This is a genomic window from Telmatospirillum sp. J64-1 (assembly GCF_006980715.1).
In the GTDB taxonomy this organism is placed as follows: domain Bacteria; phylum Pseudomonadota; class Alphaproteobacteria; order Rhodospirillales; family Magnetospirillaceae; genus Oleiliquidispirillum; species Oleiliquidispirillum nitrogeniifigens.
The window spans coordinates 401-16,123 of sequence record NZ_SBHN01000039.1; the positions used below are offsets into that span (position 1 = coordinate 401).

At 63.4% G+C, this 15,723-nt stretch carries 12 protein-coding genes and 1 tRNA gene; all 13 read left to right on the forward strand.

The window, feature by feature from the left end; genetic code table 11:
* The first annotated feature begins 72 nt into the window (after nt 1-72).
* Nucleotides 73-148: transfer RNA gene (locus EPD66_RS22700), tRNA-Trp, on the forward strand.
* A 52-nt stretch (nt 149-200) separates the two neighbouring features.
* Nucleotides 201-398, forward strand: coding sequence for a preprotein translocase subunit SecE (secE, locus tag EPD66_RS22705; protein ID WP_142850852.1), 198 nt, complete (start codon nt 201-203; stop codon nt 396-398).
* Nucleotides 399-400: 2 nt separating this feature from the next.
* Nucleotides 401-931: a transcription termination/antitermination protein NusG gene (gene nusG, locus EPD66_RS22710; RefSeq protein WP_142850853.1), complete on the forward strand. Its 531-nt coding sequence runs from the start codon at nt 401-403 to the stop codon at nt 929-931.
* 131 nt (nt 932-1,062) lie between these two features.
* On the forward strand, nt 1,063-1,494 hold the full coding sequence (gene rplK, locus EPD66_RS22715; RefSeq protein WP_142850854.1) for a 50S ribosomal protein L11: 432 nt from the start codon (nt 1,063-1,065) through the stop codon (nt 1,492-1,494).
* A 4-nt stretch (nt 1,495-1,498) separates the two neighbouring features.
* Nucleotides 1,499-2,191 (forward strand): 50S ribosomal protein L1, encoded by a 693-nt coding sequence (gene rplA, locus EPD66_RS22720; RefSeq protein WP_142850855.1) that lies wholly within the window; start codon nt 1,499-1,501, stop codon nt 2,189-2,191.
* A 271-nt stretch (nt 2,192-2,462) separates the two neighbouring features.
* Complete coding sequence (gene rplJ, locus EPD66_RS22725; RefSeq protein WP_142850856.1) at nt 2,463-2,981, forward strand: 50S ribosomal protein L10; 519 nt, start codon at nt 2,463-2,465, stop codon at nt 2,979-2,981.
* Nucleotides 2,982-3,029: 48 nt separating this feature from the next.
* On the forward strand, nt 3,030-3,407 hold the full coding sequence (gene rplL, locus EPD66_RS22730; protein WP_142850857.1) for a 50S ribosomal protein L7/L12: 378 nt from the start codon (nt 3,030-3,032) through the stop codon (nt 3,405-3,407).
* Nucleotides 3,408-3,740: 333 nt separating this feature from the next.
* On the forward strand, nt 3,741-7,916 hold the full coding sequence (gene rpoB, locus EPD66_RS22735) for a DNA-directed RNA polymerase subunit beta (protein ID WP_142850858.1): 4,176 nt from the start codon (nt 3,741-3,743) through the stop codon (nt 7,914-7,916).
* Between the two features lie 72 nt (nt 7,917-7,988).
* Nucleotides 7,989-12,161 carry a DNA-directed RNA polymerase subunit beta' gene (gene rpoC / locus EPD66_RS22740; protein WP_142850859.1) on the forward strand — a complete coding sequence of 1,391 codons (4,173 nt, stop codon included), beginning with the start codon at nt 7,989-7,991 and terminating at the stop codon, nt 12,159-12,161.
* Between the two features lie 446 nt (nt 12,162-12,607).
* Entirely contained in the window at nt 12,608-12,979 is a 372-nt protein-coding gene (rpsL, locus tag EPD66_RS22745) for a 30S ribosomal protein S12 (protein WP_142850860.1), read from the forward strand.
* A gap of 11 nt (nt 12,980-12,990) precedes the next feature.
* Nucleotides 12,991-13,461: a 30S ribosomal protein S7 gene (gene rpsG, locus EPD66_RS22750; RefSeq protein WP_142850861.1), complete on the forward strand. Its 471-nt coding sequence runs from the start codon at nt 12,991-12,993 to the stop codon at nt 13,459-13,461.
* A 21-nt stretch (nt 13,462-13,482) separates the two neighbouring features.
* The gene (gene fusA, locus EPD66_RS22755) at nt 13,483-15,564 is read left to right on the forward strand and encodes an elongation factor G (RefSeq protein WP_142850862.1); all 2,082 of its coding nucleotides are present in this window, start codon (nt 13,483-13,485) and stop codon (nt 15,562-15,564) included.
* 22 nt (nt 15,565-15,586) lie between these two features.
* Nucleotides 15,587-15,723, forward strand: a 137-nt coding sequence (locus EPD66_RS22760) for a GTP-binding protein (protein ID WP_255448619.1), incomplete at its 3' end; no start/stop codon positions are given.

The following is a 15,723-nucleotide window of genomic DNA, read 5'->3' on the forward strand; positions in this document are numbered from 1 at the left end:
GTATATAAGGCGTGGCTCCGCCGCGCGGTGCCTGCCGGCCGGCATCCCCTTCCGGGGTGCCGGCCTGGCTCTAGGAGTGTAGCTCAACTGGTAGAGCACCGGTCTCCAAAACCGGGGGTTGGGGGTTCGAGCCCCTCCACTCCTGCCATTTCACGGGCAGTCATACGCGCAACGGCGCACAGGGCGAAGATATAACGACGATGGCTAAGACCACACCAGGACAGTTCGTCCGTCAGGTTCGTCAGGAAATGACGAAGGTAACCTGGCCGACCCGCAAGGAAACCACCGTTTCGACCATCATGGTCTTCATCATGGTGTTCCTGGCTTCCGTGTTCTTCCTGGCTGTGGATGGCATTTTCGCCTGGGGTGTGCGCATGATCTTTGGTCTTGGGAGCTGAGAATGGCCGCCCGCTGGTACGTCATTCACGTCTATTCCGGCTTCGAGAAGAAAGTCGCCCAGTCGATCCGCGAGCAGGCGGAACAGAAGGGCATGGCTGAACGGTTCCACGAAATTCTGGTGCCGGTCGAAGAGGTCGTCGAGGTCCGCCGCGGCAACAAGGTCAATGCCGAGCGCAAGTTCTTCCCCGGTTATGTCCTGATCAAGATGGAGATGACCGACGAGACTTGGCACTTGGTCAAGGACACGCCGAAGGTGACGGGGTTCCTGGGTGGCAAGGGCCGTCCGGTGCCGATCTCCGGCCGTGAGGCCGAGCAAATCATGCATCAGGTGCAGGAAGGCGTTGAGCGCCCCAAACCCTCCGTCACCTTCGAGGTGGGCGAGCAGGTTCGGGTTTGCGACGGCCCCTTCACCTCGTTCAACGGTCTGGTCGAGGAAGTGGACGAAGAGAAGGCCCGCCTCAAGGTCGCGGTGTCGATCTTCGGTCGCTCCACCCCCGTCGAACTCGAATATTCGCAAGTCGAAAAGGTTTGAGGTCTCGCGGCTGCTCCGGCGGCCGCATTCCCATGCAAGGACCTGTGCCGCGCCCTGCGGCCAGGATCGTGAAGCCGGCGGGAGGCCAGCCATGGTCGGACCGCCGCTTGGTTTTTCAGCCGAGGTAAGAAATGGCAAAGAAAATCGTCGGGTACATCAAGCTGCAGGTCCCGGCCGGCAAGGCGAATCCTTCGCCGCCGATCGGTCCGGCTCTGGGTCAGCGCGGCTTGAACATCATGGAATTCTGCAAGGCTTTCAATGCCCAGACCCAGGGCCTGGAGCCGGGCATGCCGATTCCCGTGGTCATCACCGCTTACGGCGACCGCACCTTCACCTTCGTCACCAAGACCCCGCCGGTCAGCTACTTCCTGAAGAAGGCTGCCGGGATCCAGAAGGGTTCGCAGACCACGGGCCGTTCCGGTCCGGTGGGCCAGGTGACCATGGCCCAGATCCGCGAGATCGCCGAAAAGAAGATGCAGGACCTCAACGCCAACGACGTCGACGCCGCCGCCAGCATGCTGGTCGGTTCGGCGCGCTCGATGGGCCTGCAGGTGGTGGAGTAAGACCATGGCTAAGACCCCGAAGCGCCTCAAGGCCGCCTATGAAGGCATCAACCGCGACACCTTCTACGCCCTCGACGAGGCAGTGAAGGCGATCAAGTCGCGTGCGACCGCCAAGTTCGACGAAACCATCGAGCTGTCGATGAACCTGGGCATCGATCCCCGTCACGCCGACCAGATGGTCCGTGGCGTGGTGGAACTGCCCAACGGCACCGGCAAGACCGTGCGCGTCGCCGTCTTCGCCAAGGGCGAGAAGGCCGCCGAGGCCCAGGCCGCCGGCGCCGACGTGGTGGGCGCCGAAGACCTGATGGAAATCGTCCAGGGCGGCACCATCGACTTCGACCGCTGCATCGCCACCCCGGACATGATGGGCCTGGTCGGCCGTCTCGGTAAGGTTCTCGGCCCGCGCGGCCTGATGCCGAACCCGAAGCTGGGCACCGTGACCATGAACGTCGCCGAGGCCGTGCGCGCCGCCAAGGGCGGTCAGGTGCAGTTCCGCGCCGAGAAGGCCGGCATCGTGCATGCTGGCGTCGGCAAGGCGAGCTTCAGCGAAGACGCCCTGGTGGAAAACATCAAGGCTTTCGTTGACGCCATCAATCGTGCTAAGCCGACGGGCGCCAAGGGCACCTACGTCAAGAAGGTGTCGCTCAGCTCGACCATGGGTCCCGGCGTGAAGCTGGACCTGGCCAGCCTGGCGTAAGGAATTTTCCCGCCTTCGGGCGGGAAGCGCGGGGGCTGCAAGGCCCCCAACCTGTCCGAGACTGTAGGTGCCGCGAACGGTCAGGCCGCGTGGTCTTAAAGGGAGCTCTCCCGCCTGCACAGACAGTGGTGCAAGCCGATTTCTCAATCCGCCGACAGGCGGAAGGCTTGGATCTCTGGGACAGGCCATCGGTTCCGGCTATCGGCCGGAACTAGGGCAAGGACGGCTCCTCTCCTGCAAAGGGTGGGGCCAAACACTATCGGAGACGAAAGTGGACCGAGCACAAAAGAAGGAGTGGGTCGGCTCGCTTCATCAGGCGCTCGAAGCAACCAGCCTCGTCGTCGTCACCCATAACCAGGGTCTGACGGTCGCCGAGGTCACGGCTCTTCGACGCAAGGTGCGCGATGCTGGTGCCAGCTTCAAAGTGACCAAGAATCGGCTCACGCGTCTTGCTCTTGCGGGCACGAATTTCGAAGGCATTGACGACCTGTTCACCGGCCCGACTGCGATCGCCTATTCGCAGGACCCGGTGGCGGCCGCCAAGGTTGTCGTCGATTTCGCCAAGGGGAACGAGAAGCTGGTCATTCTTGGCGGCTCGCTCGGCACCCAGCGTATGGACGTGGAGGGCATCAAGGCCCTGGCCACCCTGCCGTCGCTGGACGAGCTGCGCGCCAAGCTGGTCGGCATGATCCAGACCCCGGCCACCCGCATCGCCGGTGTGCTGCAGGCCCCGGGCGGCCAGATCGCCCGTGTGCTTGCCGCCAAGGCGGAAAAAGGCGAAGCCGCTTAAAGCCACGTTACCATCCCAGAATACAAGCCTTAGTTGGAGTAGTTACAAATGGCCGATCTCGCCAAACTGGTTGACGACCTGTCCTCCCTGACCGTTCTGGAAGCTGCCGAGCTGAGCAAGCTGCTGGAAGAAAAGTGGGGCGTTTCCGCCGCCGCTCCGGTGGCCGTTGCCGCCGCTGCTCCGGGCGGCGCCGCCGCTCCGGCCGCTGAAGAGAAGACCGAGTTCGACGTTGTCCTGGCCGATGCCGGCGACAAGAAGATCAACGTCATCAAGGAAGTCCGCGCCATCACCGGCCTGGGCCTGAAGGAAGCCAAGGACCTGGTCGAAGGCGCTCCCCAGAAGGTCAAGGAAGGCGTGACCAAGGAAGAAGCCGACAAGATCAAGAAGCAGCTTGAAGAGGCTGGTGCTAAGGTCGAAGTCAAGTAAGTTCCCTTCTCCGGGAAGCTTGACCGAGGGCCGGACAGCGGCGCGCCGAAAGGTGCCCGCTGCCCGGCCCGTCGGCGCTTGTGTACTAGGAATGCCTTCCCTTTGAAGGGTTTCTGGTGCACACCGGCTCCATAAGGGGCCGATAATCAAGCCCTGCAAGGGGCGCGCGGGATGATCCCGTGCATCTGATCGTTTCGCGGCGCGCTCCCGGCCATCAACGGGGAGCATGGGCACGCGGCTGCCCGAGGTGAGGGGGGTGTTTCGGTTCACCCTGCCGACGCCCGGGAAAGCGGGGCCGCGGGTCCGGAACCGACGAGCTTATGAGGAGCGGCAATGGCTAAGTCCTATACGGGTCGGAAACGTGTTCGCAAAAGCTTCGGCCGAATTCCCACTGTCGCGCCGATGCCAAACCTGATCGAGGTGCAGAAGAGCTCTTACGACAGCTTCCTGCAGATGGACACGCCGCCCGAGGCTCGCATCAATGTAGGGCTTCAAGAGGTCTTCAGGTCCGTTTTCCCGATCAAGGACTTCTCCGAGCGTGGCACCCTTGAGTTCGTCCGCTACGAACTGGAGCAGCCGAAATACGACGTCGAGGAATGCCAGCAGCGCGGCATGACTTTCGCCGCGCCGCTGAAGGTGACCCTGCGCCTGGTGGTGTGGGATGTCGACGAGGATACCGGCGCCCGTTCGATCCGGGACATCAAGGAACAGGACGTCTACATGGGCGACATGCCCCTGATGACGGCCAACGGCACCTTCGTCATCAACGGCACCGAGCGCGTCATCGTCAGCCAGATGCACCGCAGCCCGGGCGTCTTCTTCGACCATGACAAGGGCAAGACCCATTCCTCGGGCAAGTATCTGTTCGCTGCCCGCGTGATCCCCTATCGCGGTTCCTGGCTCGATTTCGAATTCGACGCCAAGGACCTGGTCTATGTGCGCATCGACCGTCGCCGCAAGCTGCCGGTGACGACCCTGCTCTATGCCCTGGACAGCGCCGAGACGGCCGCCCTGCGCGCCCAGCGCGTGGCCGAGGGCAAGACGCTCGATCCGACCGAAGCGCGCGGCATGACCGCCGAGGAAATCCTCAACTACTTCTACGACACCGTGACCTATGCGCGCGGCCCGCAGGGCTGGAAGACGGCGTTCGACGCCGAGCGCATGAAGGGCATGAAGCTGCTCTCCGATCTGGTCGATGCCGGAACCGGCGACGTGGTGGCCGAGGCCGGCACCAAGCTGACCCCGCGCCTGACCCGCAAGCTGAAGGAGCAGGGCGTCGAGGAGATCCTGGTTCCCGTCGAGGAACTAATCGGCCGCTACATCGCCGAGGACCTGGTCAACGAACAGACCGGGGAAATCTTCGCCGAAGCCGGTGACGAGATCACCGCGACCCTGCTCGAGGAGCTGGAGCGCGCGGGCATCGTCGACCTGCCGACCCTGTCCGTCGACCATGTGAATGTGGGTGCCTATATCCGCAACACCCTGGCGCTGGACAAGAACACCTCGCGCGAAGAAGCCCTGATCGACATCTACCGCGTGATGCGTCCGGGCGAGCCGCCGACCCTGGAAACGGCCGAAATCCTGTTCCACGGCCTGTTCTTCGACGAAGAACGCTACGACCTGTCCGCCGTCGGCCGCGTGAAGATGAATTCGCGCCTGGGCCTGACCGACGTGCCCGACACCCAGCGCGTGCTGCGCAAGGAAGACATCCTTGCCATCATCAAGCTGCTGGTCGAGCTGAAGGACGGCAAGGGCGAGATCGACGATATCGACCATCTGGGCAACCGCCGCGTCCGCTCGGTCGGCGAGTTGATGGAAAACCAGTATCGCGTCGGCCTGCTGCGCATGGAGCGTGCCATCCGCGAGCGCATGTCCTCGGTGGACATCGACTCGGTGATGCCGCACGACCTGATCAACGCCAAGCCCGCCGCGGCCGCGGTGCGTGAATTCTTCGGCTCGTCGCAGCTGTCGCAGTTCATGGACCAGACCAACCCGCTTTCGGAGATCACCCACAAGCGCCGTCTCTCGGCCCTTGGCCCGGGCGGTCTGACCCGCGAGCGCGCCGGCTTCGAAGTCCGCGACGTCCATCCCACCCATTACGGCCGTATCTGCCCGATCGAAACGCCGGAAGGCCCGAATATCGGTCTGATCAACTCGCTGGCGACCTATGCCCGCGTGAACCAGTACGGCTTCATCGAAAGCCCCTACCGCAAGGTGGTGGACGGCCGCGTCACCGACGAAGTCGTCTATCTGTCGGCGATGGAGGAAGGGCGCTACATCATCGCCCAGGCCAATGCCGAGCTGGACGAGAACGGCCAGTTCGTCTCCGACCTAGTGTCCTGCCGCAAGGCCGGCGACTTCGTGATGGTGCATCCGACCGAGATCAACATGATCGACGTCTCGCCCAAGCAGCTGGTCTCCGTCGCCGCCGCGCTGATTCCGTTCCTCGAGAACGATGACGCCAACCGCGCGCTGATGGGCTCGAACATGCAGCGTCAGGCCGTGCCGCTGATCCGTGCCGAGGCGCCGCTGGTCGGCACCGGCATGGAGCAAGCCGTGGCCCGCGACTCGGGCGCCGCGATCACGGCGAAGCGTTCGGGCGTGGTCGACCAGGTCGACGCCACCCGTATCGTCATCCGCGCCACCGAGGAAACCTCGACCACGGCGCCGGGCGTCGATATCTACAACCTGCTGAAGTTCCAGCGTTCGAACCAGAACACCTGCATCACCCAGCGTCCGCTGGTGAAGGTGGGCGACATGATCCGCGCCGGCGACATCATCGCCGACGGTCCGTCGACGCAGCTGGGCGAACTGGCGCTGGGCCGTAACGTGCTCGTCGCCTTCATGCCCTGGAACGGCTACAACTTCGAGGACTCCATCCTCATCTCCGAGCGCATCGTGCGCGATGACGTCTTCACCTCGATCCATATCGAGGAATTCGAGGTCATGGCCCGCGACACCAAGCTCGGCCAGGAGGAAATCACCCGCGACATTCCGAACGTGGGTGAGGAAGCCCTCAAGAACCTCGACGAAGCCGGCATCGTCTATATCGGCGCCGAGATCAAGCCGGGCGACATCCTGGTCGGCAAGGTCACGCCGAAGGGCGAAAGCCCGATGACGCCGGAAGAGAAGCTGCTGCGCGCCATCTTCGGTGAAAAGGCCTCGGACGTCCGCGACACCTCGCTGCGCCTGCCGCCGGGCGTGTCCGGTACGGTGGTCGAAGTGCGCGTCTTCTCCCGCCGCGGCGTGGAGAAGGACGAACGTGCGCTGGCCATCGAGCGGGCCGAAATCGACCGTCTGGCCAAGGACCGCGACGACGAACGCGCGATCCTGGAACGCAGCTTCTATGCCCGCCTGAAGAACCTGCTGATCGGCCAGAAGGTGGTCAGCGGTCCCAAGGGCCTGCGTGCCGGTTCGGTGGTGACGGAAGAAGCCCTGGATCAGCATCATGCCAGCGCCTGGCGCAGCATCAACGTCGAAGACGACGCGGTGATGGCCGATATCGAGGCGTTGAAGCGTTCCTTCGAGCAGGGCGTGCAGCGTCTGCAGGACCGCTTCGAGAACAAGGTCGAGAAGCTGCAGCGCGGCGACGAGCTGCCGCCCGGCGTGATGAAGATGGTCAAGGTCTTCGTCGCGGTGAAGCGCAAGCTGCAGCCGGGCGACAAGATGGCCGGCCGTCACGGCAACAAGGGTGTGATCTCGCGCATCACCCCGGTCGAGGACATGCCCTATCTTGAAGACGGCACCTCGGTCGATATCGTGCTGAACCCGCTGGGCGTGCCCTCGCGCATGAATGTCGGTCAGATCCTGGAAACCCATCTGGGCTGGGCCTGTGCCGGGCTTGGCCGCCAGATCGGCGACATGCTCGACCAGTACAAGCGCAATGGTGCGGTCATCGATTCGATGCGGGAGCGCTTGAAAGAGGTCTACGGCGATAAGATCTATGGCGAGGAGATCGCCGATCTGGGCGATGACGAAATCGTCGAGCTCGCCGAGAACCTGCGCAATGGCGTGCCGATCGCCACGCCGGTCTTCGACGGTGCCCGCGAAAGCGACATCTGCGAGATGCTGGAAAAGGCCGGCTTGGACCGTTCCGGCCAGTCGACCCTGATCGACGGCCGCACGGGCGAACCCTTCGACCGCAAGGTCACGGTGGGCTACATCTACATGCTGAAGCTCCACCACCTGGTCGACGACAAGATCCACGCCCGTTCGATCGGCCCGTACTCGCTGGTGACTCAGCAGCCTCTGGGCGGCAAGGCCCAGTTCGGCGGCCAGCGCTTCGGGGAAATGGAGGTCTGGGCGCTGGAAGCTTACGGCGCTGCCTATACGCTGCAGGAAATGCTGACGGTCAAGTCGGACGACGTCTCCGGCCGTACGAAGGTCTACGAGGCCATCGTGCGCGGCGACGACACCTTCGAAGCCGGCATTCCCGAATCCTTCAACGTGTTGGTCAAGGAACTCCGCTCGCTGGGCCTCAATGTCGAACTGAACCAGCGCCCTTACTAAAAATATGCATCGCGGGAGGGCCGCCGCCTCGGCCCTCCCGATGCCGCCACCGCGAAGCGGGAGAAGTTAGGCATGAACGAGCTTATGAAGATCTTCGGTCAGGCTCAGGGCACCCAGAGCTTCGACCAGATCCAGATTTCCATCGCCAGCCCCGAGCGCATCCGCTCCTGGTCCTTCGGCGAGATCAAGAAGCCCGAAACCATCAACTACCGGACCTTCAAGCCGGAGCGCGACGGCCTGTTCTGCGCCCGCATCTTCGGTCCGATCAAGGATTACGAATGCTTGTGCGGCAAGTACAAGCGCATGAAGTATCGCGGCATCATCTGCGAAAAGTGCGGCGTCGAGGTCACCCTGGCCAAGGTGCGGCGCGAGCGCATGGGCCATATCGAGCTGGCCAGCCCGGTCGCTCATATCTGGTTCCTGAAGTCGCTGCCCTCGCGCATCGGCCTGCTGCTGGACATGACGCTCAAGGATCTTGAGCGCATCCTCTATTTCGAGAATTACGTGGTCATCGAGCCGGGCCTGACCCCGCTCAAGATGCATGAGCTGCTCACCGAAGAGCAGTATATGCGCGCCCAGGAAGAATATGGCGAAGACGCCTTCACTGCCGGCATCGGCGCGGAAGCGCTGCGCATCATGCTGTCTGCCATCGATCTCGAAAGCGAGAACGAGACGCTGAAGACCGAGCTGCGCGAGACGACCTCGGAAGCCAAGCGCAAGAAGCTGGTCAAGCGCCTGAAGCTGGTCGAGGCCTTCCTGGCCTCGGAATCGCGTCCGGAATGGATGATCCTGGAAGTGATCCCGGTCATTCCGCCGGAACTGCGTCCGCTGGTTCCGCTCGATGGCGGCCGCTTCGCCACCTCCGACCTGAACGACCTGTACCGCCGCGTCATCAACCGCAACAACCGCCTGAAGCGCCTGATCGAGCTGCGTGCGCCCGATATCATCGTGCGTAACGAAAAGCGCATGCTGCAGGAAGCGGTGGATGCCCTGTTCGACAACGGCCGCCGCGGCCGTGCCATCACGGGTGCCAACAAGCGTCCGCTGAAGTCGCTGTCCGACATGCTGAAGGGCAAGCAGGGCCGCTTCCGTCAGAACCTGCTGGGCAAGCGCGTCGACTATTCCGGCCGTTCGGTCATCGTCGTCGGTCCCGAGCTGAAGCTGCATCAATGCGGCCTGCCCAAGAAGATGGCGCTGGAGCTGTTCAAGCCCTTCGTCTATTCAAAGCTCGAACTCTACGGCATGGCGACCACCATCAAGGCCGCCAAGCGCATGGTCGAGAAGGAGCGTCCCGAGGTCTGGGACATCCTGGAAGAGGTCATCCGCGAGCATCCGGTGATGCTGAACCGTGCGCCCACCCTGCACCGTCTCGGCATCCAGGCTTTCGAGCCGGTGCTGATCGAGGGTAAGGCCATCCAGCTTCATCCGCTGGTCTGCACCGCCTTCAACGCCGACTTCGACGGCGACCAGATGGCGGTCCACGTGCCGCTGTCGCTGGAAGCCCAGCTCGAAGCGCGCGTGCTGATGATGTCGACCAACAACATCCTCAGCCCCGCCAACGGCAAGCCGATCATTGTTCCCAGCCAGGACATCGTGCTGGGGATCTACTACATCACCATGGAGCGCGAAGGCGAAAAGGGCGAAGGCATGACCTTCTCCGGCGTCGGCGAAATCCAGCAGGCGCTGGATGCCGGCGTGCTCAGCCTCCATGCGAAGATCAAGAGCCGCTACCACACCGTGGACAAGGAGGGCAACCCGACCGTTGTCCGTGTCGAGACCACGGCGGGCCGCATGCTGCTGTCCGAATTGCTGCCACGTCATCCGAACCTGCCCTTCTCGCTGATCAACCGTCTGCTGACCAAGAAGGACATCCAGAACGTCATCGATTCCGTCTACCGCCATTGCGGCCAGAAGGAGACGGTGATCTTCGCCGACCGCATCATGGCTCTCGGCTTCGGCCATGCCTGCCGCGCCGGCATCTCCTTCGGCAAGGACGACATGGTCATCCCGGCCTCGAAGGAGCGTCTGGTCAAGGAGACCGAGGATCAGGTCAAGGAATTCGAGCAGCAGTACCAGGATGGTCTGATTACCCAGGGCGAGAAGTACAACAAGGTGGTCGATGCCTGGTCGCATTGTACCGACCTGGTTGCCGACGAGATGATGAAGGAAATCTCGAAGGTCGAGCCCGGCCGTCAGATCAACTCGGTCTACATGATGGCTCATTCCGGCGCCCGTGGTTCGGCCGCCCAGATGAAGCAGCTGGCCGGGATGCGCGGCCTGATGGCCAAGCCCTCGGGCGAGATCATCGAGACGCCGATCATCTCGAACTTCAAGGAAGGCTTGACCGTGCTGGAGTACTTCAACTCCACCCACGGTGCCCGTAAGGGTCTGGCCGACACCGCCCTGAAGACCGCCAACTCGGGTTACCTGACCCGCCGTCTGGTGGACGTGGCCCAGGACGCCATCATCACCGTCGAGGATTGCGGCACCGATCGCGGCCTGACCGTCACCGCCATGGTCGAGGGCGGCGAAGTGGTGGCCTCGCTGGCCGAACGTATCCTCGGCCGCACGGCGGCCCGCGACGTGGTTCATCCGGTCACCGAAGAGGTCATCGTTGCCGCCGGCACGCTGATCGACGAGGAACTGGTGGATCGCATCGATGCCGCCGGCGTCGAAGAGGTGATGATCCGTTCGGTGCTGACCTGCGAAACCCGCGAAGGCATCTGCGGCAAGTGCTACGGCCGCGATCTGGCGCGCGGGACCGAGGTCAACATGGGTGAAGCCGTGGGCGTTATCGCCGCCCAGTCGATCGGCGAGCCCGGCACCCAGCTGACCATGCGTACCTTCCACATCGGCGGTGCCGCCCAGCGTGGCGCCGAGCAGTCGAGCATCGAGGCGGCCTTCGAAGGCACGATCACGATCCTCAACCGCAACGTGGTCACCAACTCCTCCGGCGTTCTGGTGGTCATGTCGCGCAATTGCGAACTGGTCATCAAGGACGACCAGGGCCGCGAGAAGGCCCGCCACCGCGTGCCCTATGGCGCCAAGCTCCTCACCGACGAGGGCACCCGCGTCACCAAGGGCACCAAGATGGCGGAATGGGACCCCTATACCCTGCCGATCATCACCGAGCGCGAGGGTATCGCCCATTACGTGGACCTGATCGAAGGCCTGTCGATGCGCGAAGTGGTGGACGAAGCCACCGGTATCGCGTCGAAGGTCGTGGTCGACTGGAAGCAGATGCCGCGCAGCTCGGAACTGCGTCCGCGCATCACGCTGCGCGACGAGAAGGGCGAGGTGGTCAACCTGCCCAACGGCATGGAAGCCCGCTACTTCATGTCGGTGGACGCCATTCTCTCGGTGGCCAACGGCCAGAAGGTCTATGCCGGTGACATCCTGGCGCGTATCCCGCGCGAATCCTCGAAGACCCGCGACATCACCGGCGGTCTGCCGCGTGTTGCCGAACTCTTCGAAGCGCGCAAGCCCAAGGATCACGCCATCATCTCCGAGATCGACGGCCGCGTGGAATTCGGCAAGGACTACAAGTCCAAGCGCCGCATCCTCGTGGTGCCCGAGGAGGGAGATCCGGTCGAATACCTGATCCCGAAGGGCAAGCACATCTCGGTCCAGGAAGGCGACTACGTCCGCCGTGGCGACCCGCTGATGGACGGCAACCCGGTGCCCCATGACATCCTGCGCGTGCTGGGTGTCGAGGCCCTGGCGAGCTACCTGACCAACGAAATCCAGGAGGTCTATCGTCTGCAGGGCGTGAAGATCAACGATAAGCATATCGAAGTGATCGTCCGCCAGATGCTGCAGAAGATCGAAATCACCGATGGCGGCGACACCACGCTGCTGGTCGGCGAACAAATCGACCGCATGGAGTTCGAGGCGGAGAACGAGAAGGTGATCGCCGAGGGTGGACGTCCGGCAGCCGGTGTCCCGGTCCTGCAGGGCATTACCAAGGCCAGCCTGCAGACGCATTCCTTCATCTCGGCCGCGTCCTTCCAGGAGACCACCCGCGTCCTGACCGAAGCCTCGGTCTCGGGCAAGGTGGATACCCTGAACGGCCTGAAGGAAAACGTCATCGTCGGCCGTCTGATCCCGGCCGGCACCGGCTCGGTGATGAACCGCCTGAAGGCCATCGCCGCCCGCCGCGATCGCGAGATGGAGCCGCCGGAAGGGGGCGACGTCCAGTCGATCCAGGGCGATGGCGAACGGCCCTCGCCGCCGCCCGCCGAGTAAACCGGCGGGTCCGGTTCGGTCCGGTCCTTCCCAGCCCCCTTCGTGCCCGTCGCGAAGGGGGCTTTTTCTTTGACGGCGGGGAAAGGAATCGGCGTGTGGGAGACTCTTGACCGCGTGAGTCCTGGCGCGCTAGGGTGTGGGTCTTCCGAAAATCCCGCATGTTCCGCCTTGGATTCCGGCGGAATATGCGTATGCCCATGCCCCGCGGACTGAAATTCCACAGTTTCGCTTGACGGGTCGCGGGGGCATGACTAGGATGCGGCCCTCCTCGGGGAACTGGTGGTAGGACGGCATCCTAAACGCTGTTGTCCCCGGCTTTAAGCGAACCAAGCGTAAGAACGCCGCCCGGGTCGGCGATATCGAACCCGTCGCAGGCCCCGAAGCCTTGGGCTCCGGAGCGCGTTTTTTATGGTCGCAGCAGATTTGTGCGAAGGGAATGACTGTATATGCCGACGATTAACCAGCTGATCCGCAAGCCGCGCGAGATGCCCGTCGCGCGCAATAAGGTTCCGGCTCTTGAAGCCTGTCCGCAGAAGCGCGGTGTGTGCACCCGTGTCTACACCACGACCCCGAAGAAGCCGAACTCGGCCCTTCGTAAGGTGGCTCGTGTGCGTCTGACCAACGGCTTCGAAGTCACCAGCTACATTCCCGGCGAAGGCCATAATCTGCAGGAGCACTCTGTGGTGCTGATCCGCGGCGGCCGCGTCAAGGACTTGCCCGGTGTCCGCTACCACATCATCCGTGGCACGCTGGATACCCAGGGCGTCAAGGATCGTAAGCAGCGTCGTTCCAAGTACGGCGCCAAGCGTCCGAAGTGAGGATATAGAGAATGTCCCGTCGTCACGCCGCTGAGAAGCGCGAAGTTCTGCCCGACGCCAAGTATGGCGATGTCGTGGTCACCAAGTTCATGAACAGCCTGATGCTGGACGGCAAGAAGAACGTTGCCGAAACCATCGTCTACGGCGCGCTGGAAAAGGTTGAGAAGCGCATCGGTCAGGACGCCATCGAGGCGTTCCACACCGCGCTGGACAACGTCAAGCCGGCCGTCGAAGTGCGTTCCCGCCGCGTCGGTGGTGCCACCTACCAGGTGCCCGTCGAAGTGCGTGCCGAGCGTCGTCAGGCCCTGGCCATCCGTTGGCTGATCGCGGCTGCGCGCAAGCGTTCCGAGACCACCATGGTTGACCGTCTCTCCGGCGAATTGCTGGATGCCGCCAACAACCGTGGCACCGCCGTCAAGAAGCGTGAAGACACGCATCGCATGGCGGAGGCTAACAAGGCCTTCTCGCACTACCGCTGGTAACCCCTCGTCGCAAGGGTTCCAATGGCACGCGTAACGCCCCTCGATCGGTATCGCAATATCGGCATCATGGCTCACATCGATGCCGGTAAAACCACGACGACCGAGCGAATCCTCTACTACACCGGAAAATCCTACAAGATCGGCGAGGTCCATGAGGGCACCGCCACCATGGATTGGATGGAGCAGGAGCAGGAGAGGGGCATCACCATCACCTCGGCCGCGACCACGACCTTCTGGCGCGACCATCGGGTGAACATCATCGACACCCCCGGCCACGTCGACTTCACCATCGAGGTCGAGCGCTCGCTGCGCGTGCTGGACGGGGCCGTGGCGGTGTTCGATTCGGTTGCGGGCGTCGAGCCCCAATCGGAAACGGTGTGGCGCCAAGCCGACAAGTACCGCGTGCCGCGCATCTGCTTCGTCAACAAGATGGACCGGATGGGCGCCAACTTCCCGCGCTGCGTGGACATGATCCGGGACCGCCTTGGGGCGCGTCCCCTTGTCCTGCAGCTGCCGGTTGGCGTCGAGGCCGATTTCGTCGGCGTCGTCGACCTCGTGGCCGACAAGGCCATCCTCTGGCGGGAAGAGACGTTGGGCGCCAAGTTCGACGTCGTCGATATTCCCGATTCCCTCAAGGACGAGGCGGCGCAGGCGCGCCTGGCCCTGATCGAGGCCGTCATCGAGGATGACGAGGCGGCCACCGAGGCCTATCTCGAAGGCAAGCTGCCCGATGCCGATACCTTGCGGCGCTTCATCCGCAAGGGCGTGCTGTCGCGCAGCTTCGTGCCGGTGCTCTGCGGTTCGGCCTTCAAGAACAAGGGCATCCAGCCGCTGCTCGATGCCGTCGTCGATTACCTGCCCAGCCCCACCGATGTTGAAGCCATCAAGGGCGTGCTGGCGGACGATCCGGCGGTCGAGATCGCGCGCCACAATACCGACGAAGAGCCCTTCGCCGGTCTTGCCTTCAAGATCATGAACGATCCCTTCGTGGGAACGCTGACCTTCGTGCGCATCTATTCCGGCGTGCTGGAATCGGGGGCATCGGTCCAGAACACGGTCAAGGGCAGCCGCGAACGGATCGGCCGCATGCTGCTGATGCATGCCAATACGCGCGAGGAGATCCGCGAGGCCCGGGCCGGCGATATCGTCGCCCTGGCGGGGCTCAAGGAGACCACCACCGGCGACACGCTGTGCGACCCCGCCGCCCAGGTGATCCTCGAGCGCATGGAATTCCCCGAGCCGGTGATCGAGGTGGCGGTCGAGCCGCGCACCCAGGCCGACCAGGAGAAGATGGCTTTGGCCTTGGCCCGTCTGGCTGCCGAGGACCCGTCCTTCCGCGTGTCCAGCGACGCCGAGAGCGGCCAGACCGTGATCAAGGGCATGGGCGAGCTGCATCTCGAAATCCTCGTCGACCGCATGCGGCGCGAGTTCAAGGTCGAGGCCAATGTGGGTGCCCCCCAAGTGGCCTATCGCGAAACCATCGCCAAGGCCTACGAGATCGATTATACCCACCGGAAGCAGACCGGCGGCTCGGGCCAGTTCGCCCGGGTCAAGCTGCGCTTCGAGCCGGGTGAGGCGGGGACGGGCTACCAGTTCGTCAACGCGATCACCGGCGGTGCGGTGCCCAAGGAATACATCCCCGGCGTCATCAAGGGACTTGAGGGCGCCAAGGAGACCGGTGTCCTCACCGGGTTTCCCATGACCGACTTCAAGGCGACGTTGATCGACGGCGCCTATCACGATGTTGACTCCAGCGTTCTTGCCTTCGAGATCGCCGCCCGCGCCGCCTTCCGCGAAGGCATCGCGAAGGCCGACCCAAGGCTGCTCGAGCCCGTGATGAAAGTCGAGATCGTTACGCCCGACGACTATATGGGCGACATCATCGGCGACCTGAACAGCCGCCGTGGTCAGATCAAGGACATGGACCAGCAGGGCAATGCCCGCTTGCTGATCGCCATGGTCCCCCTGGCTAATATGTTCGGCTACGTGAATACCCTGCGCAGCATGAGCCAGGGACGAGCCCAATACACGATGCACTTCGATCACTACGCCGAAGTGCCGCAACACGTGTCTGACGAGATCCGCGCCAAGCTGGCCGGCTGATACTTGACGGAGAAGCATAGAAATGGCGAAGGCAAAGTTCGAGCGGAACAAGCCGCATTGCAATATCGGCACGATTGGTCACGTCGACCACGGCAAGACCTCGCTGACCGCTGCGATTACCAAGGTTTTGGCCGAAACGGGTGGTGCGACCTTCACCGC

Excerpts from the sequence above, each read along its gene's own strand:
- fusA (WP_142850862.1), top strand. The coding sequence starts at position 13,483 with ATGGCACGCGTAACGCCCCTCGATCGGTATCGCAATATCGGCATCATG.
- rpsG (WP_142850861.1), top strand. The coding sequence starts at position 12,991 with ATGTCCCGTCGTCACGCCGCTGAGAAGCGCGAAGTTCTGCCCGACGCC.
- rpsL (WP_142850860.1), top strand. The coding sequence starts at position 12,608 with ATGCCGACGATTAACCAGCTGATCCGCAAGCCGCGCGAGATGCCCGTC.
- rpoC (WP_142850859.1), top strand. The coding sequence starts at position 7,989 with ATGAACGAGCTTATGAAGATCTTCGGTCAGGCTCAGGGCACCCAGAGC.
- rplL (WP_142850857.1), top strand. The coding sequence starts at position 3,030 with ATGGCCGATCTCGCCAAACTGGTTGACGACCTGTCCTCCCTGACCGTT.
- rpoB (WP_142850858.1), top strand. The coding sequence starts at position 3,741 with ATGGCTAAGTCCTATACGGGTCGGAAACGTGTTCGCAAAAGCTTCGGC.
- rplA (WP_142850855.1), top strand. The coding sequence starts at position 1,499 with ATGGCTAAGACCCCGAAGCGCCTCAAGGCCGCCTATGAAGGCATCAAC.
- rplK (WP_142850854.1), top strand. The coding sequence starts at position 1,063 with ATGGCAAAGAAAATCGTCGGGTACATCAAGCTGCAGGTCCCGGCCGGC.
- secE (WP_142850852.1), top strand. The coding sequence starts at position 201 with ATGGCTAAGACCACACCAGGACAGTTCGTCCGTCAGGTTCGTCAGGAA.
- nusG (WP_142850853.1), top strand. The coding sequence starts at position 401 with ATGGCCGCCCGCTGGTACGTCATTCACGTCTATTCCGGCTTCGAGAAG.